Annotated in this window: 23 protein-coding genes and 1 tRNA gene; 10 read left to right on the top strand and 14 right to left on the bottom strand. The window is 44.7% G+C overall.

The window, feature by feature from the left end:
• Window positions 1–243 (top strand): Rpn/YhgA-type helix-turn-helix domain-containing protein (locus F6K63_RS02240; RefSeq protein WP_502708270.1); only part of this gene is annotated, 243 nt, incomplete at its 5' end.
• Between the two features lie 130 nt (window positions 244–373).
• A complete protein-coding gene (locus F6K63_RS02235) occupies window positions 374–823 on the top strand; it encodes an aldo/keto reductase (RefSeq protein WP_353812779.1) in 450 nt (149 codons plus the stop codon).
• Window positions 824–1,047: 224 nt separating this feature from the next.
• On the opposite strand, the gene F6K63_RS02230 is transcribed toward F6K63_RS02235, so the two are convergent.
• The gene (locus F6K63_RS02230) at window positions 1,048–2,931 is read right to left on the bottom strand and encodes an ABC transporter substrate-binding protein (RefSeq protein WP_287310598.1); all 1,884 of its coding nucleotides are present in this window, start codon (window positions 2,929–2,931) and stop codon (window positions 1,048–1,050) included.
• A 130-nt stretch (window positions 2,932–3,061) separates the two neighbouring features.
• On the opposite strand from F6K63_RS02230, the gene F6K63_RS02225 reads away from it, so the two are divergent.
• On the top strand, window positions 3,062–4,183 hold the full coding sequence (locus F6K63_RS02225) for an acyl-CoA dehydrogenase family protein (protein ID WP_287310716.1): 1,122 nt from the start codon (window positions 3,062–3,064) through the stop codon (window positions 4,181–4,183).
• 410 nt (window positions 4,184–4,593) lie between these two features.
• Entirely contained in the window at window positions 4,594–5,982 is a 1,389-nt protein-coding gene (locus F6K63_RS02220; protein ID WP_287310596.1) for an SDR family NAD(P)-dependent oxidoreductase, read from the top strand.
• 640 nt (window positions 5,983–6,622) lie between these two features.
• Here the strand turns inward: F6K63_RS02220 and F6K63_RS02215 are convergent.
• The 4 genes from F6K63_RS02215 to F6K63_RS02200 all read right to left on the bottom strand — a co-directional run bounded on the left by F6K63_RS02215 (window position 6,623) and on the right by F6K63_RS02200 (window position 8,142).
• Window positions 6,623–6,696, bottom strand: a tRNA-Pro gene (locus tag F6K63_RS02215).
• Window positions 6,697–6,744: 48 nt separating this feature from the next.
• Entirely contained in the window at window positions 6,745–7,110 is a 366-nt protein-coding gene (locus tag F6K63_RS02210) for a DUF1818 family protein (RefSeq protein WP_070393104.1), read from the bottom strand.
• 31 nt (window positions 7,111–7,141) lie between these two features.
• Window positions 7,142–7,801 (bottom strand): hypothetical protein, encoded by a 660-nt coding sequence (locus tag F6K63_RS02205; RefSeq protein ID WP_287310594.1) that lies wholly within the window; start codon window positions 7,799–7,801, stop codon window positions 7,142–7,144.
• A gap of 110 nt (window positions 7,802–7,911) precedes the next feature.
• Window positions 7,912–8,142: a DNA-directed RNA polymerase subunit omega gene (locus F6K63_RS02200; RefSeq protein ID WP_008191578.1), complete on the bottom strand. Its 231-nt coding sequence runs from the start codon at window positions 8,140–8,142 to the stop codon at window positions 7,912–7,914.
• A gap of 530 nt (window positions 8,143–8,672) precedes the next feature.
• On the opposite strand from F6K63_RS02200, the gene F6K63_RS02195 reads away from it, so the two are divergent.
• Entirely contained in the window at window positions 8,673–9,383 is a 711-nt protein-coding gene (locus F6K63_RS02195) for a GDSL-type esterase/lipase family protein (protein ID WP_287310593.1), read from the top strand.
• On the opposite strand, the gene F6K63_RS02190 is transcribed toward F6K63_RS02195, so the two are convergent.
• On the bottom strand, window positions 9,369–9,827 hold the full coding sequence (locus F6K63_RS02190) for a pentapeptide repeat-containing protein (RefSeq protein ID WP_081431989.1): 459 nt from the start codon (window positions 9,825–9,827) through the stop codon (window positions 9,369–9,371). The two genes, F6K63_RS02195 and F6K63_RS02190, sit on opposite strands and share 15 nt — an antisense overlap.
• An 81-nt stretch (window positions 9,828–9,908) precedes the next feature.
• Entirely contained in the window at window positions 9,909–11,348 is a 1,440-nt protein-coding gene (locus F6K63_RS02185) for an LCP family protein (protein WP_287310591.1), read from the bottom strand.
• A 590-nt stretch (window positions 11,349–11,938) separates the two neighbouring features.
• Between F6K63_RS02185 and F6K63_RS02180 the strand changes: the two genes are divergently transcribed.
• Window positions 11,939–13,000: a mannose-1-phosphate guanylyltransferase gene (locus tag F6K63_RS02180; RefSeq protein ID WP_287310589.1), complete on the top strand. Its 1,062-nt coding sequence runs from the start codon at window positions 11,939–11,941 to the stop codon at window positions 12,998–13,000.
• Window positions 13,001–14,114: 1,114 nt separating this feature from the next.
• Here F6K63_RS02180 and F6K63_RS02175 read toward each other — a convergent pair.
• Window positions 14,115–14,393, bottom strand: a complete 279-nt coding sequence (locus tag F6K63_RS02175) for a hypothetical protein (protein WP_287310588.1) — start codon at window positions 14,391–14,393, stop codon at window positions 14,115–14,117.
• Window positions 14,394–14,812: 419 nt separating this feature from the next.
• On the opposite strand from F6K63_RS02175, the gene F6K63_RS02170 reads away from it, so the two are divergent.
• Together F6K63_RS02170 and F6K63_RS02165 are read left to right on the top strand one after the other, a co-directional pair.
• Window positions 14,813–16,756, top strand: a complete 1,944-nt coding sequence (locus F6K63_RS02170) for a TolC family protein (protein ID WP_287310586.1) — start codon at window positions 14,813–14,815, stop codon at window positions 16,754–16,756.
• A gap of 325 nt (window positions 16,757–17,081) precedes the next feature.
• Complete coding sequence (locus tag F6K63_RS02165; protein WP_008191595.1) at window positions 17,082–17,411, top strand: 2Fe-2S iron-sulfur cluster-binding protein; 330 nt, start codon at window positions 17,082–17,084, stop codon at window positions 17,409–17,411.
• A gap of 92 nt (window positions 17,412–17,503) precedes the next feature.
• Here the strand turns inward: F6K63_RS02165 and F6K63_RS02160 are convergent, their stop codons facing one another.
• A complete protein-coding gene (locus F6K63_RS02160) occupies window positions 17,504–17,644 on the bottom strand; it encodes a hypothetical protein (RefSeq protein WP_154659991.1) in 141 nt (46 codons plus the stop codon).
• A gap of 111 nt (window positions 17,645–17,755) precedes the next feature.
• Between F6K63_RS02160 and psbM the strand changes: the two genes are divergently transcribed.
• A complete protein-coding gene (psbM, locus tag F6K63_RS02155; RefSeq protein ID WP_071107825.1) occupies window positions 17,756–17,869 on the top strand; it encodes a photosystem II reaction center protein PsbM in 114 nt (37 codons plus the stop codon).
• 587 nt (window positions 17,870–18,456) lie between these two features.
• Here the strand turns inward: psbM and F6K63_RS02150 are convergent.
• From F6K63_RS02150 to F6K63_RS02140, 3 genes are all read right to left on the bottom strand, one after another.
• A complete protein-coding gene (locus F6K63_RS02150) occupies window positions 18,457–19,299 on the bottom strand; it encodes a universal stress protein (RefSeq protein WP_008191600.1) in 843 nt (280 codons plus the stop codon).
• 822 nt (window positions 19,300–20,121) lie between these two features.
• Entirely contained in the window at window positions 20,122–20,292 is a 171-nt protein-coding gene (gene rpmF / locus F6K63_RS02145) for a 50S ribosomal protein L32 (protein ID WP_008191603.1), read from the bottom strand.
• A gap of 44 nt (window positions 20,293–20,336) precedes the next feature.
• Window positions 20,337–20,882, bottom strand: a complete 546-nt coding sequence (locus F6K63_RS02140) for a hypothetical protein (RefSeq protein WP_008191605.1) — start codon at window positions 20,880–20,882, stop codon at window positions 20,337–20,339.
• Between the two features lie 293 nt (window positions 20,883–21,175).
• Here F6K63_RS02140 and F6K63_RS02135 point away from each other — a divergent pair, with 293 nt between their 5' ends.
• Window positions 21,176–23,101, top strand: a complete 1,926-nt coding sequence (locus F6K63_RS02135) for a caspase family protein (protein ID WP_287310583.1) — start codon at window positions 21,176–21,178, stop codon at window positions 23,099–23,101.
• Window positions 23,102–23,607: 506 nt separating this feature from the next.
• Here F6K63_RS02135 and F6K63_RS02130 read toward each other — a convergent pair.
• Together F6K63_RS02130 and F6K63_RS02125 are read right to left on the bottom strand one after the other, a co-directional pair.
• Window positions 23,608–24,339: a response regulator transcription factor gene (locus F6K63_RS02130; protein WP_008191611.1), complete on the bottom strand. Its 732-nt coding sequence runs from the start codon at window positions 24,337–24,339 to the stop codon at window positions 23,608–23,610.
• Between the two features lie 378 nt (window positions 24,340–24,717).
• Entirely contained in the window at window positions 24,718–24,936 is a 219-nt protein-coding gene (locus tag F6K63_RS02125) for a hypothetical protein (RefSeq protein ID WP_008191613.1), read from the bottom strand.
• Between the last annotated feature and the right edge of the window lie 361 nt (window positions 24,937–25,297).

Raw genomic sequence — 25,297 nt, 5'->3', positions numbered from 1 at the left:
ATAGGTTTGGGATTGTGGTGGGGAGAGTATGCAGGGATAACTCGTAATTGGTTACGCTGGTGTGATGGTTCGGGAAATTGGCTTCTGACTGATACAGAACAGGAACGGGAAGCAAAAGAACAAGCCCAGCAACAAGTGAAACAAATCGTAGTCAATCTTTTGGAATCAGGGATGGATATCGAACAAGTTGCTAAGATAACTGGAGTTGATCGGGAGGAAATTAAAGAGTTGTTAGGAGAATGAGATGGGAGCAGGTGAAAAGTAAGCAGTCAGTGGTCAGTGGTCAGTGGTCAGCCTAATGCCTAATGCTTAAAATTAAGAAGCTCACACTGAACCGATAGGTCAGTGTGGGAGTATGTCACAGGAGTTAAGGATGGAAACCAAAGCCTTAGGCACTTCGGAGGTAAAAATCACCCCGATTATCATGGGCACTTGGCAAGCCGGTAAAGCTATGTGGGTAGGCATTGAAGATGCTGAGACCATCAAAGGGCTGCGAGCAGGATTTGAGGCGGGGATAACGACGGTTGATACTGCAGAAATTTACGGGCAGGGTCACTCGGAACACATTGTTGGTCAGGCTCTAGCAGAGGTAAGGGACCAAGTGGTTTATGCTACCAAAGTGTTTCCTAATCATCTTAAATATGACCAGGTGATCGAGGCTTGTGAGGGTTCCTTAAAAAACCTGAAAACAGATTATATCGACCGATACTTTTTAGCTACCAATATCTACCAAAAGCAAATATTAGCCCGCCAATGCAAGATGATTTCTCATCCAGGGTGTATCTACCAAAGCTCGTATAAATATTCCACGAGCGCCATTTAGATCTCGTTCTAGTTAATAATAGCTCATCTTTATAATTTCAATAAAGCTACATTTTGGGCTATAATTTGATGCATTTTTTTTAGTGTATTAACGACTTAAATTATTAGTTTAGCATACTAGGTACTGAAGAACCCCAATTATTAGCCCTCACACCCCCACACTCTCCCCATCTCCCCATCTCCCCATCTCCCCACAATCCCCATCCCCCAAGACCCAAGACTTGATTAGTTTTCCGCAATTCTCAGCTCATCAATGTTCCATAACGGTCCCCCTAAGGCAGAAAATTTGATATTCTCGATGCGATCGCGTACTGCCTGAAAGTATAGTGAATTGACCAGGAAAAACACGGGCAACTCCTCGGCAACAATTTCCTGGAATCGACCATAAATGGCTTTGCGTTTGCTCTGATCAAGTTCTTTTATCCCAGCATTGAACAGACGGTCAATCTCTTGCTCCCAGTCAGACACTTCCCATCCTGCCAGTGGTGGTTGTCCGGGTTGAGGACCTTGATTAAATTGATGAAACGAGCCTCCACTGTACCAGAACACAAATACATTGTGAGGCTCATTTACTCCTGCTCCAAATGCACCCACATAACACTCCCAATCTCGAGTCGATAGGAGCTTTCTGAGCACAAGGTTGAAGCTGAGTACCTGCAAATCTGCTTCTATCCCAATTTGGCTCAAGTCTTGTTTAATCTGAATCGCTGCGTCTACTCGGGACTTATCCTCTGATTTCACCAGCAGAGTGAATTTTACCCGGTTGCCATCCCAATCCAGCAGCTGATTTTGGGAGTTATATCTGAAACCAGCCTCTAATAGTAATTGTTTTGCTTTTTGGGGTTGATAGTTGTAGACTTTTAACCCTTCTTCTGGGGACAGGTAATAGGGACTTTGGACAGCAATGGGGGAATGTTGTACTTCACCGAGTCCCCGATAAATATTAGTTTTCATCCTTTCCCGGTCAATAGCATAGGCTACCGCTTGTCGAAAGGCCAAGGTATTGAACCAACGAGACTTGATCGGGTCTACGAAAGGTTTTCCCTGAGCATTGCGAGCTTTGTTGAGATTAAAACCGACAAACCTAATGCTAGTCATCGGTCCTCCATTGTAAATGGTGTATTTCCCCCGCTTTTCCTCTCGTTTAAGTAACCCAAATGCCTGGGGATTGACTCTGAGGCTATCCAACTCCCCAGAGCGAAATCTGAGTAACTGGTTATCAGAGGATGAGATAACTTGCAAGACAATCCGTTCAATGTAGGGCTGGGGATTTCCTTGAGCATCAGCACGCCAGTAATAAGGGTTGCGTTGTAGGATGACTCGCTCAGCAGGGGTATACTTTTGTAGTCGATAGGGACCATTGCTAACAATATCTTGGGGATTGGTGTCAGTTCCCCAAGTGGAAAGAAACTGGGGATTGCCATTACCATCAGTGGCTTGCACAGACTCTTGTAAGGCATGAGCCGGTAGAATGGCTAGGGTTCCTGCGGATCTCACAAATGGCGTAAAGGGTTGTGGTAAGGTAAACTCAACTCGCCGCTGATCTAGTTTGCGCACCGATGGGTACTTACCAGTACTACCAATCTGGAGGAAATCTCGGGAAACTGTGGGAATCTTGGGATTCAGGTAAAGCTGCTGATAGGTAAAGATCACATCATCCACAGTCAGGGGTTCCCCATCAGACCACTTTAGCCCATCCCGCAGGGTGAAGGTGATCTGCTGTCGGTCTGAGGAAATGTCCCAAGATTCAGCTAGTCCTGGCTCCAACTCCCCTGTCATGCCATTCTCACTCAACAATCCTTCGTAGAGGTAACCAAATACACCGAAGGGAGAGGTATTAACAATAGCGTTAAAGGTAGCTGGGTCACTAGGAGTAGCTAACACTAGTTGAGAGACCTGAGCTGCTTGAGTCTTAAACTGGTTCGGATGGCAACCTGTAAGGGTTAATAGACAAGATAGCACCAGCGCAACGGCTAGACGGAAGGGTCGTAAGATGTGTTGAAGAGGGAGTAGTGTGGGGAGTGTGGGGAGTGTGGGGAGTGTGGGGAGTGTGGGTAAGGAAGAAGTAGTTTTGGATAAGAGGATATCTTTAAATATATTTTTGATCATTGTCTTGATGCAGTGGCGAATGGTAACAGTATCGGGATTAAAATTTATGTAGCAAGCGGATCTGGGAAAAAATCCTGTGTACCTCTTTAGGTTAGAAACCGCTATAGATTCAGAGTAACTAGAAAGGTTGATGCAGGTGATTAAACGGTATCCCGATAATGACCAACAAACCCTATTAGAGACAGCAGAGTCTTATCTAAGGGAATCCGTTGCTCCCTTGGCTTCAGAAATTGATAGTGCTCCTGAGGTGTTGGGAAAGGCTCTCTTGGGGATGAGCGTTCGCGTAGCGTCGGCAAAGCCGAATCGCACTTTGCTAGGGCTACGGATTCCCAAATCCTGGGGAGGTCTAGAAGTAAGTAGCACAACCTTTGGCTACTTCCAGCAACTGGTAGCACGGTATTCCGGTGCTTTGGCATTCTTGCAAATGCAACACCAGAGTGCTGGAGCAATGATCGCCTACTCTGAGAATGAATCGTTGAAGCACCAGTATCTTCCTAAATTAGCCAAGGGTCAAGTGCTAGTTGGTATCGGCTTTTCCCAAGTCCGACGAACAGGTAACCCACCGGTGAAAGCTATTCCGGTAGATGGTGGATATCAGATCAGCGGAAAAGTGCCTTGGGTTACTGGGTTTAGCTTGTTTCAAGAGTTTGTCATTGGTGTAGTATTGCCTGATGGTCGAGAAGTTTACGGTATGGTGCCATTTACTCCAACTTGCCAAGATGCAGGTGGTACTATTACCTTTAGCAAACCCATGGCATTAGGGGCGATGCAATCCACCAATACGGTTAGTGCTACCCTTACGGATTGGTTCTTACCTGAAGAACGTGTGGTCTCGATTGCTAAAGCAGGTGCAATTCACGACAATGACCAGAAAAAAGTTTTGTCTGCTGGTTTTTTGGCTCTAGGATGTGCCCAAGCTGGACTCGACATTCTAGAAGCGGCTGCCAAAACCAAGCAACTGGATTTTCTATACAATGCTTTTGAATCCCTCAACGGGGAATTGACTCGCTGCCAGACAGCCATGATCGAAGCAGCACAAGCAGATTATCAGACTTTTCAAGAACGGCTACAACTGAGGACTTGGGCAATCAACTTAGCAGGAAGATGTGCTCAAGCAGCGGTTACGGTGTCTAGTGGTGCTGCTAACTACAAACACCATGCTGCCCAGCGAGTCTATCGGGAAGCTTTGGTATTCACGGTCTCTGGTCAAACCACCGCTATCATGGAGGGAACTCTGGCTCGGTTGGTATAGCGCTACGCGCAAGTCCGTAAGTCAGAAGTCAGAAGTCAGAAGTCAGAAGTCAGAAGTCAAAAGTCAGAAGTTAAAAGTCAGAAGTCAGAATTCAAAAGTCAGAAGTAAGCTAGGACTAGGTTTCGGAGTTTATAAATGTCAAACATCTGAATGGGTAGTGCTATAAATGTTTCCTGTGGATGAATCCTGATTGACTGACTTAGAAACTCCTATACTCCCATATCTTGCCCTTGTGCCAACTTTGTGCTAAATCTCAACATCTAATCTAATTATGTAATATAATTGTATTATAAGAGGGCGTAGTGCAGAGGCAGTCACACCAGCCTTCTAAGCTGTGAACAAGTCGGCTTTGCTGAATCGCCCCCGCCGAATTCTGTCTGTGTAGTACAGCTTGTGTAGTACATACAACTATGGATATTACCCAACCCCATCACCCAAGTTTCAATGAGCAGGAGTTAGCCATTTGCCTGAGGGTGCTGGAGGCAGCGGGTAGGATGTCCAGTGACAATCCACAGCTGTTGACTATTGAACGGGCGGTGTCAGCACTGAAGAAGCAACTCAAACAAAAGCGTCGCCACCAGCGCAAGCAGGCTCGCCGTCAGCATGACTTGGCTTTGCTGGCTCGTGCCCAGATTCATGGCGAAGCCTTGCCGGAACGATTACGCCAGCTGGCTGCAGGGGTATCCCTTGAGCATGATCAACTCTATACTCCCCAGCTATGCTACCTGTGCAAGCAGCCTTACAAACGTGTACATCACTTTTACCACCAGTTTTGTCCTAACTGTGCCCCGGAACACTATAGTCGGCGCTACGCCCGAACTGACTTACAGGGTCGGCGAGTGCTAGTCACGGGTGGACGGATTAAGATTGGGTATCACATTGCACTCAAAATGCTACGGGACGGTGCTCATGTGATTGTAACCACCCGATTCCCGAAAGATGCCGCCCGTCGATACCTGGCTGAGAAAGATTCACAGGTATGGGGTGAGCGATTGGAAATCTACGGGCTAGACTTTCGTGATCTGCGTGGGGTGATGGCATTTATCGATCAGTTGCTGGCATCTCCCCCACTCAATATTATTATCAATAATGCTGCCCAAACCATTCGCCGCCCACCTGCATACTTCAAAGCTCTTGTCCAAGGGGAGATGGAGAGTCTGGATCAACAAACCAGGCAATGGGTGAAAGCTGAATCAGAGGCTCTGGTAAAGAAGTCAGCACTTAACGCTTTTTACCAGCTCTGTCTGAGCAGCAAGGAGGATCCAAACTTTCCGGATGGAGTCCTTGACATTGAGGGTCAGCCCTTAGATTTGAGGCATGTTAATAGCTGGCGACTCTTACTTGACCAGGTTGAGCCGATCGAGATGGTTGAGGCTTGGTTGGTAACGACTATGGCACCTTACTTATTTAATTCCCGCTTGAAGCCGTCACTGATGGCATCTCCTTTCGAGGATCGTTATATTGTCAATGTCTCTGCTGTAGAAGGTCAATTCTCCTATGGTAATAAGACACCCTATCATCCCCACACTAATATGGCTAAAGCTGCACTGAACATGATGACCCGAACGGTGGGGATGGATTATGTTTGCGATCGCATTTATATGACCAGTGTTGACACGGGTTGGATTACGGACGAGAAGCCTCATCCTGTGCGTGAATACCTCCGTCAGCAAGGATTCCGTCCACCACTTGATGTGATTGATGGCGCTGCACGGGTTTATGATCCCATTGTGCGCGGGTTAGCAGGGGAGCGCCTCTATGGGGTGTTCCTGAAAGACTATAAACCATTTGATTGGTGAAGTAATATAGCGCTACGCGCAAGGCAAGAGGAATCCCCCCTAACCTCATAAGGGTAGGTTTTTTACAAAGACCTCAGGTGTGGGGTGTGGGGCGTGGGGTGTGGGGGATAAGAAAATGTACTTAATTTGTCCTTCAAAATCATCATTGTCTTGATGCAATAGCGAGTGGTTTGAAGTTACCGTAAGACAGGGGAGCCTTAATCAATGGAGGCGCGCTTTCCGCGTGAAGAATTAAATTACGGGGTCGCGCCTCAAGTTTTAACCATGCATCTGCATAGCCTACCAACCATAAAGGCTCCCCTGTCTTAGGTTTCGTCTCCGGGGGAAACCCCCTGTTCCGAAGCTGCATCGCTTCTTCAGGTGCGACCCGTGGCGAATTTAATTCTTAATAGGTCAAGCGCACCTAAGTTGTTTTCCTTTTCCTCTCCCTCTGGGTCGCCCCATGTTTTACCCTAATGTAAAAAACCTACCCCTGTGAGGGGCCCCAAACTCCCCACACTCCCGATCTTTTTTACAAATATGAGATGCACCCGATGCAACGCCGCTTTTTTAGTTTTTCACAGATACTTTGTCCAGATCACATTAATCAGACAACAGTGACAAATTGGGACTGACTACCCTAGCGAATTTTAAAACCGAATCGGAGCGGCGGGATTTGAACCCACGACCCCCACTACCCCAAAGTGGTGCGCTACCAAGCTGCGCTACGCCCCGGAAAACTTTATCTATTATACCACACTATTCGAGATTTGAACAACTAAACTAAAATACTTTTAGGGACTTAGCTGCTGCTAGCAACCCTGGAACCGCTGTTGCCACCCAGCTCCCCTCACAACAGCGTCCCTGATTCAAAATCAAGCGTAGGGTATAAGCGGAAGGATAGCCCTCTACCTCCATCCACAGCCAATCACTTTCTGCTTCACAAGTAATTTTCTCTTCGTCCATCAACTCACTTGCCATCTCACTCATAGTCTGAGCTAATTGCAGCAACAACCGACAAAAGTCGTTCAACTCCGACTCCGTTAGCTCAAATGCCCAGTCCTCGCCACCGACTAAACCTTTATAGTTAGGAGCCTCCGGATCCCAACCAATACGCCAGCCTTCTCCATGTTTAACAAGACGTTCCATTAAAGTGATTCTGCCCAATTCACCAGACAAGTCAATTAGGTTTGAGTAACTGAGCATCTCCTGGTTTAGGTAAGGATAGTCCTCTTCTAGGATTGGAGGTTGTCGCAGGTGATGTAGGATTGGAGGTTGTGGCAGGTGATGGTGTCCCAGCTGATGGTTGTGTGCTCGACTCTGGTGCAACAGTTTCGGTGCGATTGGGATTGAATATGCTGACCAAAACGCTTACTAGTGCATCCCGTTCGGCACGAGTTAATTGTTCTATCGCTGCAATATCCCCTTTCATGGGATTTTCGGTTAAGGTATTCCCACTGGGATACTGGGATGCTACTAGGTAATCGTGTGCACCTAGATAGTCAGCCATGGTCAATTTCCAATCAAAACGGTAATTGGGCAACCGTTTTTTACCATAGACGTGATACCGAATTAAGCGGTTAACCAGGGTATTATTGGCAGCTACTTCACCGCTTTCTTTGCTAATGTATTGGTTCTCTTGTGGTAAATCCGGTAAACGCTGATATACTACCTTGCTAATCTCTGGGGGAATAAAAAACTGGGCGACAGCAGGCTGTGCTCCTAGGAGCTGGAAGACACCGGGGGCTTGGTCGTAGGATTCCCACAGCAATAGTAAACCACTGGTCAAAGTAGTAATAGTTAAACCTAGCGCTAGTTTAATTCTATTAGTCTTGTACATTGCTTAGAGACGACTATTGAACATTCCTGCACAACCTTGGGATAAAACTAGGTGAAAGAACTATTCTTGCCCCTGACCCTCTAACCCCCTGACTCACTCAGCACTATAGCTTAGTCCGCAATAATCTCTGGCTGCGTCAGTTCATCAGACATCTCAACAATTGCTCGCAGCACTGGCTTCATTGATGGCTCATCTAGACTTTCAAAATCTTCGAAGCGACGGCGCTTAGCACGGCTGGCCACTTGTACAGTTATCCGATAACGATTAGAAGCTGCACTTACTAGCTGCTCCGTCCGTTGCAGAATGTCCATTGAATCAAAGTTATAGATTTTGTGCAGCATAAGGTTTATGATGTGTTGCTTTCTGGTTAAAATCAGTATCGCCCCCTCTACCCTAGCATACTTCACTCCTAAACTAGGGGTTACCCCTGAGACAAGTCATAAAACTTTTCTTGAGGTTAATAATATACCATCAAAAAGTGAAAGAATTTGTGAAGTTGCGTGATTACTACTTACATTGCTTGGTATGTATGACAATAATAAGAAAGAACAGTCAATTTGTACTAACTATACCGAATCGACTAACTATACCGAAACTATATATCTAACCCAGGCTGGGAAGTTCTACCAAACTATCCCAGCCTACTTATATGTCAATAAGTATGTAAATAAGATGATGCGCATATGGGATTATGTTGTGTATATGGGAAGTGTATATGCGATCGCATCGATGGGCTACCTTAGGGGTCAGAGTACTTGGATTGACTCCTGTGGTAGATGTACCTTTTACATATACAAAAGATCATACCATTGCTAAGCTATCAAGAGTGTGTCGAGTTGTTAACAATTATCTGACTAAATAAATCTTGTCTATGCAAACACTTGCCGCTCCTAGCTTTGAGTCATTCCATCAGCGCCAAAGAACTCCCCTGAAATTCGTTGTCCTCGGAGATAGTCTGATCTATGGATTTGGAGACCCAGAAGGTGGCGGCTGGGTAGAGCGACTGCGACGTCAGTGGATGTTACCCGATAGTCCTGGTCATGTACTCTACAATTTAGGAGTTCGGGGTGATGGGGTTACCCAAGTCCACAAGCGACTAGAGCATGAATTTCGCAGTCGTGGTGAACTCAGAAACCGTGTACCTGATGCCATTATTTTATCGGTGGGCGTTAACGATTCAGCCCGTAAGGGACGTCCCGATGGCAAGAATTTTACTAATTTTGAGAGTTTCCAGGAAGAACTAGCCAATCTGCTTGAGCTAGCCCAGCAACTCTGTCCAGTGCTATTTGTGGGCATGGTACCAGTGGATGAAAGGAAAATGCCCTTTCTCGATTGTTTTTACTACACTCATGCTGACCAGTACTGCTACAAAGAAGCTACTCGCCTTGCTTGTCTGAGGCGTCAAATTCCCTATCTAGACGTTTTTGATTTATGGACGTCCCGTGGTTATGATTGGTGCTCTCAACACCTATCTCCAGATGGTCTCCATCCCAATGTGGCTGGTTATCAGGAATTATTACAAGACATCCTGCTCTGGAACCCCTTAGCCCAGCTCAACTCCTTCAGCCTAGCGACAGCCTAAACTATCCCGTGTGGAGATCCCAGTTACAGGATTTACCCCCGTAGCACGGCCACACATCAGTTTAGCCTGATAGCGGTCAATCAAGGCATCGGTAAAATCAGCACCAGTTATCTCGGCATCGTAAAACCTGGTGCTATTCATAATTGCATCGGTCAAAATAGCATTGGTCAAATTAGCTTGGTCTAAAATTACCCGATCTGCCAAAGAATCGGTCAGGTTTGCACCTTCGAGATTGGCTTTCAATAAATTTCCCTTGGTGAAGATAGATCCACTCAGGTCAGCACCTTGGAAGTTTGTGCCTCGCATTTCAGCGCCTGCAAATACGCCACGAACTAAATTGCCATGGGAAAAGTCACGATAACTCAAATCCGTAAGGGCATAATTTACTGTATTCTCCTGAGCATAGGCAGGAGTAGCCGATAAAAGCACCCATAGCCAAGCCATAACAAGAACTAAAATTAGTCCCAATAAGCGTCGCCAAATCACCCTAATCACTTGTGAACCTGACTCCTTAAAACTTAAAGCCTAAAACTCCCTCTCTAACCAATCTTCACCGACTCTAATCGTCAGCTCAGATTTGAGATGACCAGTAGAGGATGCTTCTACTCTACCTAGTCCCAGGACTTTTTTGACAATATCTGCTGTTTTTATGTCCCCTTGCTGAACAATAATCTCAGTCTGGGACAAGCGGTCAGGCCAATCTGAGACATAATAGACATTGTAGAAGTCATGTCTGGCTAAATAGCGGGCAACACGGCGACCAAGTTCTGGGTCATCGGTAGCATTTTGAACCGCAATTCTGACCCGATGGGGTGAACGGCGGCGCTTTAATGAACTCTTATATTTGGGTTCTTGCTCGAAATACTCACTCATCACTCGGTCTCGCCCTCGTGAATTCATCAGCCAGTAACTGGCAATGTATTCATCAGCATTGCTGAATCGACCGGGCAAGAGTACCATTCTGATATTATCTTTACCAACCTCTAGACCAAAACCGACCAGTGCCAAGATTTCCTCTAAGCTGAGATTGGTATCAATATACTGCTGCATCACTCGCAGGATTTTTGGTAAACGAGGCACGACACTGGGAGTTACTAAACGCTGGCGCAGTGCCTTGAGTAAGATCTGCTGCCGCTGTATCCGAGCAATATCACCATTGTCTTTTCGGTATCGAGCAAATTGTTCGGCTTGGTCTCCATTTAAGGTTTGCCACCCTGGTTCTAAATCAATTTCCAGTTTCTGAGTGACATCTACATATTCCATCCTCTCAGGCACAAAGACTTCCAGCCCACCGACCAAGTCCACAAGTTCCCGAAATGCATCAGTGGTAATGCGTACATACCTATCAATTGGCACATCATTTAAGGTACGGCTAACCACTTCTGCGGTTAAGGTAGATCCACCTTTGACATTGGCATCGTTAATTTTAACTATCCCAACACCGGGAATTTCTATTCTCGTATCCCGTGGAATTGAAAGCATATTCACGGAGTGGTCCTTGGGGTCTAAGCGCAACAGCAATAGGGTATCACTACGACCACCAAAAACCTCTGGGGAACCTGGCAACGCATCTGGGACTCGGTCTATTCCCATGACCAGGATATTCACCGGTCGTGACAGGTTGTAGGGAAAGCTTTTACGCCAAGACTTGTGGTCAGAAGCAGTTGGTTGATTCTGGGGGATTTCGGAGTTTTGGGGTTGAGAATGGGATTTAATCAGGGGCGACAATGGGGTAACTAGGGCTAAGGTGGCTCCCAAAGCCGCAGAAATAACTGCTGTCAGGACAAAAGCGCTACTCCAGAATACCCACCGCAAATAGGGGGCAAAGGTTAATCTTAATCCAGAGACAGAAGCGTCTAGGTCTGTAGTCAGGTCAAGCTGAGAGTAAGAGACTCCTGTATCACCCTCTTGGGGTGATGGTTGGGGTGTTGAAGCTGAGGCATTATTAATCACACCTGTATCCAAATCTACCTATGAATTGTGATGACTGTTCAAGGATTCAAGTTCCAAGCCTATAGTTGGCTATCCAATTAAACTGTAGCCTGTGGGTACAGTTTAAGATATTCTTCTTTGGTAAGCATTCAGCTATCAGCTCAGAGCTGATAGCTGAATGCTTTTAAATAAAACAAGTAAGCATTCGTTTAATCTTTGTTACGTCAGCTGAAGGCTGACGGCTGACGGCTGACGGCTGAATGCTTACGTTCTTTGCCTATTAGTCTATAAGTCTATAAGTCAAAGCCAATAAACCATTGTGCCTACCTTCAAAGTGGCTTAATTGAAAAAAGCGCTTTGGCTACCCACGGCTAAAGCTCCTGGTGAAAGCGCTTTTAGGAACATCAATGAGTGATTAGTCCTTTGTGATCAATGCACAACAGCAATCCCTGAACAGGGATGAAGGAATTGGTGGACAAATGACTAATTTAAGGACTAATGTAACGACTAATGTAATGGCTAAACAAGTACTTTAACTATTTTTCATAATCTACAGCCTATACCAGCTGAATCAGGGAAAGTGAGGTTAGTATGTAGCAGAAAACTACAGTTAAGGCTACATCATGGATAACTCTCTCATCCCTGTGATTCTTGCTGGTGGCAAAGGAGAACGGTTTTGGCCGTTGAGCCGTAAGCACCGACCCAAGCAGTTTTTATGTTTGGATGGTAGTGGCAAGAGTCTTTTGCAGGCAACGGCTGACCGATTGAGTAAGCTGACGGTCGGGCGAGAACACTTGTGGGTGATTACTTCTGCTATGTTAGCTGAGGGGGTGACTCAACAACTACCATCGTTACCCCAGAAGCATCTATTAGCGGAACCAGAAGGACGGGATACAGCACCAGCGGTGGCTTGGGCAACTCTAGAGATTGCTAAGGCTTACGGAGAAGATGCGGTAGTGGGCTTTTTCCCTGCTGACCACTGGATTGAAGATGAGCAAGGGTTTCAGCAAACTATCAAGGCGGCTGCTCAATTGGCTGCCGCTGAGTCATCGATTGTGACCTTAGGCATCACGCCCCAATACCCTTCCACAGGCTACGGTTACATTGAGCAAGGTGAGAAGACTGGCACGTTTGAGGGATTGCCAGTGTATCAGGTCAGTCGGTTCACCGAAAAGCCTAACCAGGAGACAGCTGAGGAATTTTTGTCTACTGGTCGATTCAGCTGGAACAGTGGGATGTTCATTTTCCGGGCTGGGGTAGTTTTAGATGAATTGCGCACCCATGCACCAGAAATTATTGCCCCTTTAGAAGAAAAAGGTGTGGCGGCTTATGCTGAGCTAGAGAAGAAAAGTATTGACTACGCTTTGATGGAAAAAACACAGCTAGCTTATGTTTTACCAGCTTCCTTTGGTTGGGATGATTTGGGAGATTGGAATGCCTTAGAACGCCTGCATAATGGAGATGCTAAAAATGTGGCAATGGCTAATCATGTGGAACTGGATACTCAAGGAGCAATTGTCTACTCTAGTAGTGACGATGAGGTGATTGTTACTATTGGTTTAGACGATGTGGTGGTGGTACGCGATCGCAATGCTACCTTAATTGCAAAAAAAGACCGTACTCAGGACATAAAAAAAGTTATAAAACTTATACAAAATAATTCAATACTTCAAGATTTTTTGTGATTAATCGCTTTTCATTATTTCTTGGTTTAACTCCCTTATAATTATGATTAACCTCAGAGTGATTCAGAATATATAGCTCATGGTTTTATCATTATTTATGATTTATGAGTCAGTGGTGCTCTTAATTTACTGAATTAATTATATAATCTTAACTATCAAAAAATATAAAAAAAAATATAAAAACTTAGGCTATGGATCAAGTGTATAAACAGGGAACAGGGAACAGAGCACAGGAAAAAAAATATGTATGGATTTTTATTCACTAGTTAACAGGTTGTCATATAAATACCTAAGGCTAAATAAATAATACCCTGAAATTAATAAATACAAATAATTATTTAAAAGTCTGTTTATTTCTGGATTTTTGCTCCAGGGTTTACTAAATTTTATTGCTGCTTATTTTTGTAAAAAATTAGGTAATTTGACTGGCGTAAGGTCTATTGGTGGATTGCTAACGCCTTGCTATTGCCGGATTGCTAACGCCTTGTTTCAAGAAAGAACGTTATCCCACTGTTAATCCTTAGCCATAAACCTTAGGCAGACACAATTTGGTGAATTTGTGAATGCCGAATAGATAGTAAGCAAGAGAATGCGATGCTCGGTACGAGCCGCTACGCGATGAAGCGTTCGCAAAGCGTGGCCAAAGGCCTCAGCTTCCGCTAAAAGCGATGGCAAAACCCTTGGAACACAATTAACCCTGAGCATCAAGTAATCGTCACAAAAGGGATAAGGTTTTGGTAGTGTGGCAGACAGGAAAACCTGTTCTGCTGTTCAACCCCACCCCAATCTAACCTAAGGTCAAAAAAGAATAGTTTTATCGTAATTGAGGCCACTTACTGATACTAGAGCATCGGCTCAGTAATAGAATTTAACCCATCAACCCGATATCTGGATTGACAAAAAGTTGCTCGATTCCCATCTCTCCATCCTGGCATTTCCCTATCTTCCCATCCCTAGTCAACCCAGTTTTACGATCACAGCAAGCAGTCAGTTAATATGCATTTAAATTTCCACCTCAAGTAGCGTGACCTACGGTCAATCGCGACCCTTATGCAAAAGCGAGTCTACCATCTCCCCATCTCCCAGTCTCCATCTCCTGACAAGGGTAGGTTTTTTACTTTGGAGATAGGTAATAGGTAATAGGTAATAGGTAATAGGTAATAGGTAATAGGTAATAGGTAATAGGTAATAGGTAATAGGTAATAGGTAATGGGTAATGGCTAATCGGTAATGGGTAATCGGTAATGGCTAATGGGGAGATGGGTCGGTAATCGGTGGAAATTCTTGTAGATTTTCCGACATATTTTGAGAAATTTATTCCCAATGCCAGTACGTACTCGCCCAAATGTAAAAAACCTACCCAAGTGAGGTCTCCATCTCCCCATCTCCCCATCTCCCGATGAAGCGTTCGCAAAGCGTGGCCAAAGGCCTCAGCTTCCGCTAAAAGCGATCAGCCCCTATTCACAATTGAAATGTGTGACAGATTATTCTAGGGGTTATGCGATGAAGCGTTCGCAAAGCGTGGCCAAAGGCCTCAGCTTCCGCTAAAAGCGAACGCATCTAGTCACTTTTCTCCCTGCAACAAAAAATTGCCAATATGAGGATACTGTGAAGCCATTGCCCACTATAATAAAGTCTTGTTAAAGAGCAACTCCTATAAAAAATGGCAATTTGAGGCTCAATCCTGATTTAGATATGCAAACCGGGAATATTCCTTTGCTAAACGCAATAGCAAGCCATTATCCTGCCATTGGTTGCTAAATTGAGCAAGAGAAGTAATTCTGCTAAGACTAAAAATCAACTGTAAAATCTATGCCAACTTTTCGTTATATATTAGCTGTAGGTGTGGGGACGGCAATTGCCTTGAGCGGCATGGAATCCGGAGCCTCAGAAGATTTACCATCAGTTACTAAGCCTCAGAATAACTCAGTAGCTACACCTAACCAAGAATCCTTAACAGAAGCAGCCCCAAACTCAGAGGTAGGGGAGCTAGTGGTAGAAGTCATCAATAACACTACCTCAGCTGCCAAGCAACCAGAGCAACAGGAGTCTATTCCCTCTGTAGATTCCTCACCTTCAGAAGCAGAATTAGTCCAAGAAGAATTAGTCCAAGAAATTATTGATCAAACCATCCTGCCTACTGACCAGCCAAAGCAGGAGGAGTCGATTCCTGCTGTGGCTGAACTCCTAGCAGCGCCAACTAATCAGCCAAACCAAGAGGAGTCGATTCCTGCTGTGGCTGAGCTAGCAGCGCCATCGGAATCTGTAGACGTTGGTGAGGATACGGTGGTTGAATCTGCCACAGAGGAAAACCCTGAGTTAATGTCACAAACTTCTGGAAGCTCACCAACCCCTGGAACCTCAGCGCCAGAGTTTCTTGATCCTGATCCCAATCCTTTATCATTTCCTACCCAAAGCCAGGAAGTCCAGATAGATATCACACAGCCCATTACCCTGCAACAGGCCATAGAACTGGCAAAGCGTAATAATCAGGACTTACAGCGAGCGCAACTGGACTTAGAACGTGATCAGTTAGATCTCCAAGAAGCCTTAGCCGCTTGGTATCCCAATTTGACAACAACTGCGCAAATTCAATATGCACAGAGTGCACAACAACAGATAAATGGTCAGGCAAATCGTGACGATATTCGCGAACAGCGTGAAGCTAACGGTCTAGAGCCTCTGCCACCAGAACTTCTTCCTGGAAATCCCGGAGCTTCAGGAAGTTTCACAGCAGACCTAACTTTGAATTATAACCTATACACTGGTGGGCAACGACCAGCACAAGTCCGGCTAGCTGAGGAACAGGTAAAGTTGCAGCAGCTGCAGGTAGAAACCATCTCTGAACAGACCCGACTTCAGGTCACCCTTCTCTATTACAATTTACAACAGGCTGATGCTCTCGTTGAGATTTCCCAAGCGGCAGTCACCGAGTCCGCTCAGATTCTACGGGATACGGAGTTACTGGAACAAGCTGGCTTAGGAACCCGATTTGAGGTTTTGCAACAGCAGGTTGAGCTAGCCAATGACTCTCAACAGTTGACCGAGGCTCTGAGTAACCAACGTATTGCCCGACGTCGGTTGGCGGATTTATTAAACTTATCTCAATCCGCAGAAATTACCGCAGCCGATCCCATCGAAATTGCTGGAACTTGGGATTTATCTCTAGAACAGAGCCTGATCCTGTCTTATAAAAACCGAGCTGAGTTGGAACAGCAACTGGTGCAACGAAAAATTGACAAGGAACAGCGTACCATTGCTCTGGCGGCAGTCAGGCCTCAGGTAAGTGTATTCGGTCAAATCAACCTATTGGATAACTTCAATGATACTGTTACCATGGGTGATGGTTACTCGGTAGGGGCACAATTGCAGTGGAATTTTTTCGATGGCGGAGCAGCGATGGCCAGGGCCAGGCAGGAAGATATTGATGTTGCCTTAGCAGAAAGCCGTTTTGCTGACCAACGGGATCAAATACGCCTGGAGATAGAAGAAGCTTATTCTGAATTAAACTCCAATGAAGAGAGTATTGAAACGGCATCCTTTGCCCTAGAAGTAGCAGAAGAGAGTCTCCGGCTAGCTCGGTTACGATTTCAGGCAGGGGTTGGTACCCAAACCGACGTAATTAACCAGCAAACCGCCCTTACTAGGGCTAGGATTAACCAACTTAACGCAATTCTGGACTACAACCGCGCTCTGGCCAACCTGCAACGGGGAGTGAGTAATCTACCAGACAGTAAAATTAGTGATATTCCGTAGTATTCCATCAAAATTGAATTAAGGGGTAGACTAGGCTTGTCCTAATTAGACCCCAGGTATTAGGCACTAGGTATTAGGCACTAGGTATTAGGCACTAGGTATTAGGCACTAGGTATTAGGCGTTAAAAACTAACCCCTAACATCTAATACCATTAACCTTGCTCTAACTCTCAAAACTAAATTGACAGAGTAACTCCTATGGTTTATGGTTAACGGTTTATGGCTAACTTAGCCATGAACCATTAACCAGGGATGCTTATTTTTTTAACATTCCTTAATAAAATAGTAATACTATCAGAAAATAAGATCAGACTTGGGACAAATCATGGCTAATATCAAATTTGTCAAGGAAGACCAAGAAGTCATTGCTGCCAATGGAGCGAACTTACGAGAGAAAATGCTGCAAAATCGCATAGATCTCTACACGTTTCGGGGCAAGCTGGTGAACTGTGGCGGTTATGGTCAATGTGGGACCTGTATTGTGGAAATTGTGGCAGGCATAGAAAATCTATCCCCTAGAACTGAGGTGGAAAATCGGAAACTCAAGAAAAAGCCAGATACTTACCGATTAGCCTGTCAAGTCTTGGTGAATGGACCGGTGAGTGTGAAAACTAAACCAACCCTTAAGAGCAAATCCCCATCTGCTGCCATCTAACCTACCAAGGGATTTTAAGGGCTAGCTGGCGAGGGATTGTCAGCTGAATACCGCTCGTTATATAGAGGTGTACATAGGGTTTGTAGGATTTATCAATTGGATGAGGTGCTTTCGTCCTGGGTTTGTTCGCGTAGCGTGGCCCAAAGGCCAGGGAGTAGGGAGTAGGGAGTAGGGAGTAGAGCTAAGATAATTGACTGTATCTCACCAGTATTATCAACGCGCTTATCTACCATTAGCCGGATTTCCTCCTGCCAGGCTTCGATTTCTATCTTCTATTTCTACCAGCCGTGTTAATGGTATCCTATAGCTGGTGGGTTAAAAACGATTTAGAGGAACTAATAATCATGCAAGTTAACGATCTAGGGTTTGTTGCCAGCATCCTGTTTGTGCTGGTTCCGGCGGTTTTCCTGCTAATTCTTTATATCCAAACTGCGAGCCGTGAAGGCGCAGGAAAATAGTTAGCTGATCTGGTGATAATCCCCACGCCTGTACCAAAAGCGCAAGCATTGCTCCTTAGCTAAAGGTCAGGGTGGGATTCTTCCCAGGATAAAAGTCTAAGGTATTTTTTGTATAAGGTTGTTTAATTAATTAGAATTAAACAACGGTTAATTTCACTTTTCCCGCCACTAAACTAGGCTGGATTGTAAGTGATGGTTACCGGATTTACGAGTATATCTCCCACGACTAAAGTGCATGGAAGCTAAAGTACGTGGAAGTTTAAATAGTTAGTCATTAACTTTTTCTCATTAAGCCTTGATCATAAACCCTTTTTAAGCAACTTGTAAGCAACAAGAGGTTTACTGGCAATACTAATGACAAAGTAAGCATTCAGCTATCAGCCGTCAGCCGTCAGCTAATTAACTAATCAACGGGCGGTAGTAAACAAGCTTACGAACTAGTATGGCTGGTTGAAAATCCCTGCTCGTTTACTCATCCGACTCCGTGCAGTTAAAGCGCCTACTCGCTAATAGCTGATAGCTGATAGCTGACGGCTGAATGCTTACATGACAAATGACTAATGGCTAATGGCTAATAACTGACTGCTTCAAGTAGTTGTGCGTGATAACAACACTGGGCAATTGGCTTTGACTCTGACGTAGTCTGATAAAGAATTACCCAGTAATCGATCTAAATCTACTAAACTCTTGGCGATAGAAGGACGACGGTCAGGAGAACCGAGAATCAGCAAGTCGATGTTCTTGTCCTCTGCTAACTGGCAGATTCCTGGTCCGGGTTTACCGCCACTTAGAACACAACGGTAAGAAACACCTTGCCTTTTGGCTTTTGCTGCTGCTTCTGCAAGCACTGGGTCTGCTTCAGCATTGCTCATCAGTTGATCAGGTTTGGCTTCGGGGATGACACGAGCTAGATATAGTTGAGCATTCTTCATGTCTCGCACTAGAGATAGAGCCAACTCGAAGGAATTTTGAGCAGCATCAGATTTATCCATTGCGACCATAACCCGTCTGATTTGTTTGACGTAGACATCGTCTTTGACCAACAACATCGGGCGGGAGGACAATTGGAACACATATTGGCTAACGGAGTTTTCCAAAATCGCTTCTAGGCGAGTTAGTCCTCTCGAACCCATAATAATCAGGTCGGTTTCCTCTTCGTCTGCCACTTGGGTAACGATATTTTTAGGGTCTCCCTGTTTGAGTCTGGGAGTGATTTTGCTGGGGTCAACTTTTAACGACTTGACCGCATCTGCTAAAATCTTACCCCCCTCTTCTAACTTAGCTGACATGGCTTCAGCTGTGACTTGAGGACGCACGACATGTAGAACTGTGACCGATGCCTGTTGTATGGCAGGGATTTCGGCCAACATGTTGAACATTTCTTCACACAGTCCCCGACCAGCTACAGATATTAAAATTTTTCTTATCATTGGGCAATTATTGCTGGAGTTAGTGACATACTCCCACACTGAACTCAACGAGTCAGTGTGGGCTTCTTGCCAACTCCACCTATCGGTTCGGATACTCGGCAAGCTTTATTAACGATACGGGATGCCCCTCCGCACCGGAACAATACAGAAAAGTTCGATTTTAAAGCACGTAGGTGGCGGTTAGCTCTTAATTTGTTTTCCCTACTATTTTCAGTATAGACGATTTCAAAACAATCAATCGCGGTATTAGCTAAATTATCCTTGGTTACTGATCATTGAGTTACCAAATTTAGTTACCAAACTTAACAATTGACCATTCAAAATGTTTGGTAAATTGTCTGGCATTGACTTGAAACTTAACTCAATGGTATTAAGCTGTGATACATCTAATTACCACAGCCCAACTAATCAGTTTCTGTTAATTGTTAACCACCAACAGTTAACGAACAGAAATTAATTTTAGATATGCCAGTTCAATCCCCAGCAACCTATGGGAACCTCAGATAGTTTTCCGGTAGGGGTTTAGGGTTGGACTTTCCCTGGTATATAAAGACCAGGATACTGATAATGAGGCTAGAAAATTTTTAAAATTTATTAACGCCGGTGAGAAGACAGTACTCCTTGATCAGTCAAGACTCTCACGCCTAGCTTCAGTATTAGCTTCCGATTTATTAAGGCAGATCAGTAGCTTGGAGACCCGAAAGTCGGATCTAGGTTTTAGAGCAGCAAGCCGTATAACGCCTTCTAAGTGATACGTAACCCACCGGAACCATGGTAAAAATCAGCGATACGCCGTCCGAAGCCCGGTGGGGAGGAGTAAACCTAGTCTTCGTCTTCTTCTTCCGTTGTTGGATAAACAAAGCTAGAACGCCCACTCAGGACTGCTTTACCGAGAGAGAGGGCTTTTTGTGCTTCCAGATGCGCTTTGCGCTTCCAGTTAGCTTTACGTTTATCCCGTTTGGATTTTGAGGTTTTCTTCTTAGGAACAGCCATAAGTGTAAATTATTTAAATTGTTAGACAGCTTTTCTATCTTATTTCATTGTCTTGTATCTCGGTCTTCTATCTGGTTGTCAGGTGATGATGACTCAGGAGCCTGGTTGTCAGGTGATGATGACTCAGGAGCCTGGTTGTTTGCTGGCGGTGCCTGAGGACTTGGGGAAGCTGGTTCCAGTGACTGTGGCTGAGTTTGAGCAGAAAAATCAGGTTCCTCAACTCGCAGTAGGAACTGGGTATTGGGAAAGTAAGTTGCCCAATACTTGGCATCCGGTCGTCTTTTCCAGGATGGACGGCTGACTTTTAACAACAAGACTGGGGCAATTTCTCCTTGATTTTGCCCTAGAATAGTAATCGCTACCTTTGTAGTCAATATGTCACTATCGAAGCTCCGTTGAGCTGCTGCTCTAGCAACTACTTCAGCACGGCGCATAAAGCCTTGGTAAGTTTCGTCAGGCTCACGATTCAGGGTAACATTAATACGAGCTGTCTTGGCTTCGGCGCTTTGGGGAACAATGGCAACTGTAGTCAACCAACTAACCCCTACTAAGCCGGGTAACACCAATAGCCGGATTACTTTGGACAGCATACTATTATATCCTCTGATTAGGCCAAAAAAGGTTAACTCTTATAATGAAGGAAAATCTTGACAGAAGCTAGATTGACATAAATTAGTTGGAAAGCCTAGTTCGAGAGCCTTTAGAGGTGGACTATCTTCGATGGGGTTAGATTAATTAATTAATAAATTTAAGCTGTTAGCTTAAGCTAAACAAGGTTGAATTAGAATTTAAGTGTAAGGGGAAACTACAGCAATAGTAATAAAATTAGGCATATATATTAGGCATAAAATATACTAGTTTCAGCCGCTAGGGTATGGGGTAAATGGCAAATTACGCTGGTATAGCAATTGGCATCAACCGCTATCAGTTCTTACAACCTCTGAACTATGGTCAAGCAGACGCTCAAAGACTACAAGGGTTTTTTGTAGACCAAGCTCATCTGCAACCCAATGAGTTTCTGTTATTAACTGATAATTCACCACCGATTGATGATTTTTTAACCTACCCCAACCGAGAAAATATTTTAAGATGTCTCGACAGGATTCGCCAGAGTCCAGGTTCTCCAGAAAGTTGGCGTTGGTTCTTGTTCAGTGGCTGCGGGGTCAGTTGGGATAAAGTTGACTACCTCATGCCGATTGATGGCAACCCAGATGACATTCCAGGAACAGGTATACCAATAGAATGCCTGTTTTCCTCTCTCAAGACTATGGGGGGCAATAAAATCCTGGTATTGTTAGACATAAACCGCTCACCGGGAATGCCATCTGGTGAACCGGTTGGTGCTGAAACAGTGGAATTAGCCTACAAAATGGATATTTCCCTGGTACTTTCTAGTCAACTCAACCAGTTTTCTCACGAAGCTGCGGCTCTAGGGAATGGCTTATTCACCTCAGCACTTCTAGAAGCACTGGGTTACTATCATACTGACATTACCCTTGAGAATCTTGACGAGTATCTCAAGGAGCGGCTACCGGAGTTGAGCCAACACCATTGGCGACCAGTTCAGATTCCTCTGACGGTGATTCCTTTACAGGAGTATCGACAACAACAAATTTGGCCTGAAGGGGCAAGCTCACCACCAGAAAATCAATGGGCTAACCCAAGCACTGACTCAGAAGCTACCGAGGTAGTTCTTTCTGAAGATGGGAATAATCTTGAGGTGCGACCCAAGGCCGGGTTCCCCGGCCATTGGAAAGCGCACCTTGAGAGTGAATTTACGAAAAAACCTTTATCGGTGGTAAAGCAAAACCCGAATCGGTCTTTACCCACTAACACTGACAGCTCAAACCAGGAGTCATCTAACTCAGTAGCTTTAGTTTCTTATTCAGACAGCCAGCCTCAAACTGATACAGAAGAGTTATCGTCATGGCGAGAATGGTTGTTTTGGGGTAGTGGTATAGCTTTGTTGTTAGGACTAGTAAGCCTAACTGTTGTCCGTAACCAGGAAGGCTTAATTAGTCAACAGATGATTAAAAACACACAGACGACCACATTAACTACCACATTACCAGAAACTACCAAGGTCAGGAATTCCCCAGTAACATTACCTGCAGGGTCAACATCCCAGGCAACTCCAGCTCCCTTGCCAAATTCTAAGAGTAAATCCCTGGAAACTAAACCACAGAAATCCCTGGAACCGAATCTGATCAAGGCGAATCAAGCAGCTTTGGACCAGGCAAGACAATTAGTTGAACCGAAGCAGGCATCTGTGTATAGCGATGCGATCGCAATTGCCCGTCAGGTGAAACCTGGGGATCCTCTTTATGAGCAGACACAACAATATATCACTGGTTGGAGTCAGTCAATTCTGGCTCTAGCCAACAAACGGGCAAAAAAAAGTGATTTTGAAGGAGCGATCGCAGCTGCCCAACTAGTTCCTAAAGATAACCCTTCTGTTTATCCTTTGGCTCAGGATGCCATTAAACAGTGGCAGATTCTCTCCCAACAGAAGTCGCAGAATCAACAGATTATCCAAACAGCCATCAAACAAGTCCAACGCAATCAAGCATCTAGTTATAATCGTGCGATCGCAACCCTCCGTAAGATTCCACCGGGTCAACCGAAGTATGCCACAGCACAAGCGTTAATTGCTCAAGCTAGCGATAAGATTTATCGGATTGCTAAGTCCCGTGCCTCGCGAGGCAAGTTTCTCTCCGCGATTAACACAGCAAAATTAGTCCCACAAGATACCCCTTACTATGAGGCTGCCCAAGAAGCGATCGCTAGATGGGAGCAAGGTAGACCTTGATAGTGATTTGGGTTACAGGTTACAGGTTACAGGTTACAGGTTACAGGTTACAGGTTACAGGTTACAGGTTACAGGTTACAGGTTACAGGTTACAGGTTACAGGTTACAGGTTACAGGTTGAAGGTTATAGGTTGGCAGTTACAGGTTGAAGGTTACAGGTTGAAGGTTACAAGTTGCCAGTTACAGCTTCCCAATTATACATCCGGCTTTCAGTTGTTAAGGCTCTAATTTTCAACCTACCCTACTTCGGACGCCAAAGGCGAACAACCAACTAACCTTCAACCAACTAACCTTCAACCAACTAACCTTCAACCAACTAACCTTCAACCAACTAACCTTCAACCATCTAACCTTCAACCATCTAACCTTCAATCTTTAACCTTCAACCAACTAACCTTCAACCAACTAACCTTCAACCAACTAACCTTCAACCTTCAACCTTGGCCAAAAGGCCACGCTACGCGAACAGCCGTTTAATTGTAAAAGGTTACTCTATGGTATCATCGTTAAATAACTAAGCCAGACCGGAGGGCACGGACAGCTGCTTGGGTACGGTCATCCGCACAGAGTTTATTCAAGATATTTCGGACATGAGTTTTGACAGTTCCCACAGTGATATATAACCTTTCGGCAATCAGAGCATTGCTGCAACCTTCTACAATCAACCGCAAAACCTCTAATTCCCTTTCCGTTAAAGGATAAGCTTCAATCATTTGATTGTATTCATTGGGAGCAGCATGGATAGCTCTCGTTTCACTAGCTTCAGTAGGCTGAGTTTCTTGGCTTGGTTTGATCTGCTCAAGTACAATCCTGGCAATGGCTGGATCAATCCAAGCATTACCTTCATAGGTCACTTTCAGAGCTTCTACCAATTGATCAAAAGTTATATTTTTCATGCAGTAAGAGTCAGCTCCAGCGGCGAAAGCAGCTAGTACCGCTTCTTCATCATCCTGCAAGGTCAGTACCATAATCTTGGTGGGGAAATCATCCTGTTTAGAATCATCCTGTTTAGCTTGAAACTCTTTGAATTGTCTAGTTAATTCAGTTCCATCCATGTCAGGAAGACCAATATCGACAATCCCGATATCTGGTCTAGATTCCGCGAGTAACTTTAGTCCTTCAGCAGCATTGGCCGCTTCGCCCACCAATTCAATTTCACCGTTTTGTTGGAGGGCTGTTCGCAGACCCATCCGAGTCAGATCATGGTCTTCAATGAGAGCCACACGAATTTTACCCATCATTAACGTCTAGGGGGGTGAGATTTATAGTTTATTGATTTTTAGAGTAAATTTGTAAAGTTTTGGTAAAAATCATCATGATCTCCACCTATTGGTAGTTGTAGATATTTATGACTTTGGGATAGAGTTTCCAAAAGACCAGATTTTGGCAACAATCACTTAAAGTTAGCTGGAATGAAAGCATTTGTCAAAAGCTATTACAGTATCACATATAAAGTTATTGAGAAATTACAGGGGGTAGTTACTTATTATAATCTTTACAATTTATTTATGAGTATAAGGGGTGAGTCGTGCCAAAAGTACTTGTCAGAGGGGTTGGCACGATTTTCCATTCCAACAGTTAGAGGAGATTCTCAACAGGATTGACATGGGATGGGCTTATTGAGTAACTAAGGTAGCCTCACCAGCACGAAATGACCAATTCCGATAAATCCTACTCTTTCTGCTCATCTGCTGATCGTCCCACCCTTCCTGAGCCAACAGCAGGATATAATAGGGGGTAAAACCCCCTAAAAAATCTATCTCAGGGAGTTTGTTTCTCAGGAAATACCACTGGAAAATTAGCATGGGTTGATTGCGTTCGCGTAGCTTGGCCAACGGCCAATCCGATTGGTTGATTCCCTAGATGGGTGAGATTACTAATCAAGGGAGTTTTTCGACAATTATACTCATGCCTACTCATCAATTTGGCAAATGTTTCGGTGATACTACACAACCATGGGATTTCCTCTACCTAGTCAGATTGGTATTTTTACTGAAGCTCTCTGACTAGTACCGAGGTAAGGTAGAAGCCTACAATCAGCGATGTGGAGAGATTGTCAAGTCCGTAAGGTTGACTAAATTGGGGCGATACCTAAACTGAACCAATAGAGTATGCTCAATATAATTCATTAGCCTCCTCAGGTGTCGGTTGTCAGTCAAGAACTGCTACTACCCACTATCCACTAATCATTACACC

This window comes from Moorena sp. SIO1G6 (assembly GCF_010672795.1).
GTDB classification, from domain to species: domain Bacteria; phylum Cyanobacteriota; class Cyanobacteriia; order Cyanobacteriales; family Coleofasciculaceae; genus Moorena; species Moorena producens.
This window is presented reverse-complemented; position numbering and strand designations above follow the sequence as displayed.

Excerpts from the sequence above, each read along its gene's own strand:
- F6K63_RS02135 (WP_287310583.1), top strand. The coding sequence starts at position 21,176 with ATGGCAAATTACGCTGGTATAGCAATTGGCATCAACCGCTATCAGTTC.
- F6K63_RS02195 (WP_287310593.1), top strand. The coding sequence starts at position 8,673 with ATGCAAACACTTGCCGCTCCTAGCTTTGAGTCATTCCATCAGCGCCAA.
- F6K63_RS02160 (WP_154659991.1), bottom strand. The coding sequence starts at position 17,644 with ATGGTAGATAAGCGCGTTGATAATACTGGTGAGATACAGTCAATTATC.
- F6K63_RS02175 (WP_287310588.1), bottom strand. The coding sequence starts at position 14,393 with ATGGGGAGATGGGGAGATGGAGACCTCACTTGGGTAGGTTTTTTACAT.
- psbM (WP_071107825.1), top strand. The coding sequence starts at position 17,756 with ATGCAAGTTAACGATCTAGGGTTTGTTGCCAGCATCCTGTTTGTGCTG.
- F6K63_RS02225 (WP_287310716.1), top strand. The coding sequence starts at position 3,062 with ATGCAGGTGATTAAACGGTATCCCGATAATGACCAACAAACCCTATTA.
- F6K63_RS02205 (WP_287310594.1), bottom strand. The coding sequence starts at position 7,801 with ATGTACAAGACTAATAGAATTAAACTAGCGCTAGGTTTAACTATTACT.
- F6K63_RS02170 (WP_287310586.1), top strand. The coding sequence starts at position 14,813 with ATGCCAACTTTTCGTTATATATTAGCTGTAGGTGTGGGGACGGCAATT.
- F6K63_RS02140 (WP_008191605.1), bottom strand. The coding sequence starts at position 20,882 with ATGCTGTCCAAAGTAATCCGGCTATTGGTGTTACCCGGCTTAGTAGGG.
- F6K63_RS02150 (WP_008191600.1), bottom strand. The coding sequence starts at position 19,299 with ATGATAAGAAAAATTTTAATATCTGTAGCTGGTCGGGGACTGTGTGAA.
- F6K63_RS02165 (WP_008191595.1), top strand. The coding sequence starts at position 17,082 with ATGGCTAATATCAAATTTGTCAAGGAAGACCAAGAAGTCATTGCTGCC.
- F6K63_RS02235 (WP_353812779.1), top strand. The coding sequence starts at position 374 with ATGGAAACCAAAGCCTTAGGCACTTCGGAGGTAAAAATCACCCCGATT.
- F6K63_RS02210 (WP_070393104.1), bottom strand. The coding sequence starts at position 7,110 with ATGGAACGTCTTGTTAAACATGGAGAAGGCTGGCGTATTGGTTGGGAT.
- rpmF (WP_008191603.1), bottom strand. The coding sequence starts at position 20,292 with ATGGCTGTTCCTAAGAAGAAAACCTCAAAATCCAAACGGGATAAACGT.
- F6K63_RS02200 (WP_008191578.1), bottom strand. The coding sequence starts at position 8,142 with ATGCTGCACAAAATCTATAACTTTGATTCAATGGACATTCTGCAACGG.
- F6K63_RS02220 (WP_287310596.1), top strand. The coding sequence starts at position 4,594 with ATGGATATTACCCAACCCCATCACCCAAGTTTCAATGAGCAGGAGTTA.
- F6K63_RS02180 (WP_287310589.1), top strand. The coding sequence starts at position 11,939 with ATGGATAACTCTCTCATCCCTGTGATTCTTGCTGGTGGCAAAGGAGAA.
- F6K63_RS02190 (WP_081431989.1), bottom strand. The coding sequence starts at position 9,827 with ATGGCTTGGCTATGGGTGCTTTTATCGGCTACTCCTGCCTATGCTCAG.
- F6K63_RS02230 (WP_287310598.1), bottom strand. The coding sequence starts at position 2,931 with ATGATCAAAAATATATTTAAAGATATCCTCTTATCCAAAACTACTTCT.
- F6K63_RS02130 (WP_008191611.1), bottom strand. The coding sequence starts at position 24,339 with ATGGGTAAAATTCGTGTGGCTCTCATTGAAGACCATGATCTGACTCGG.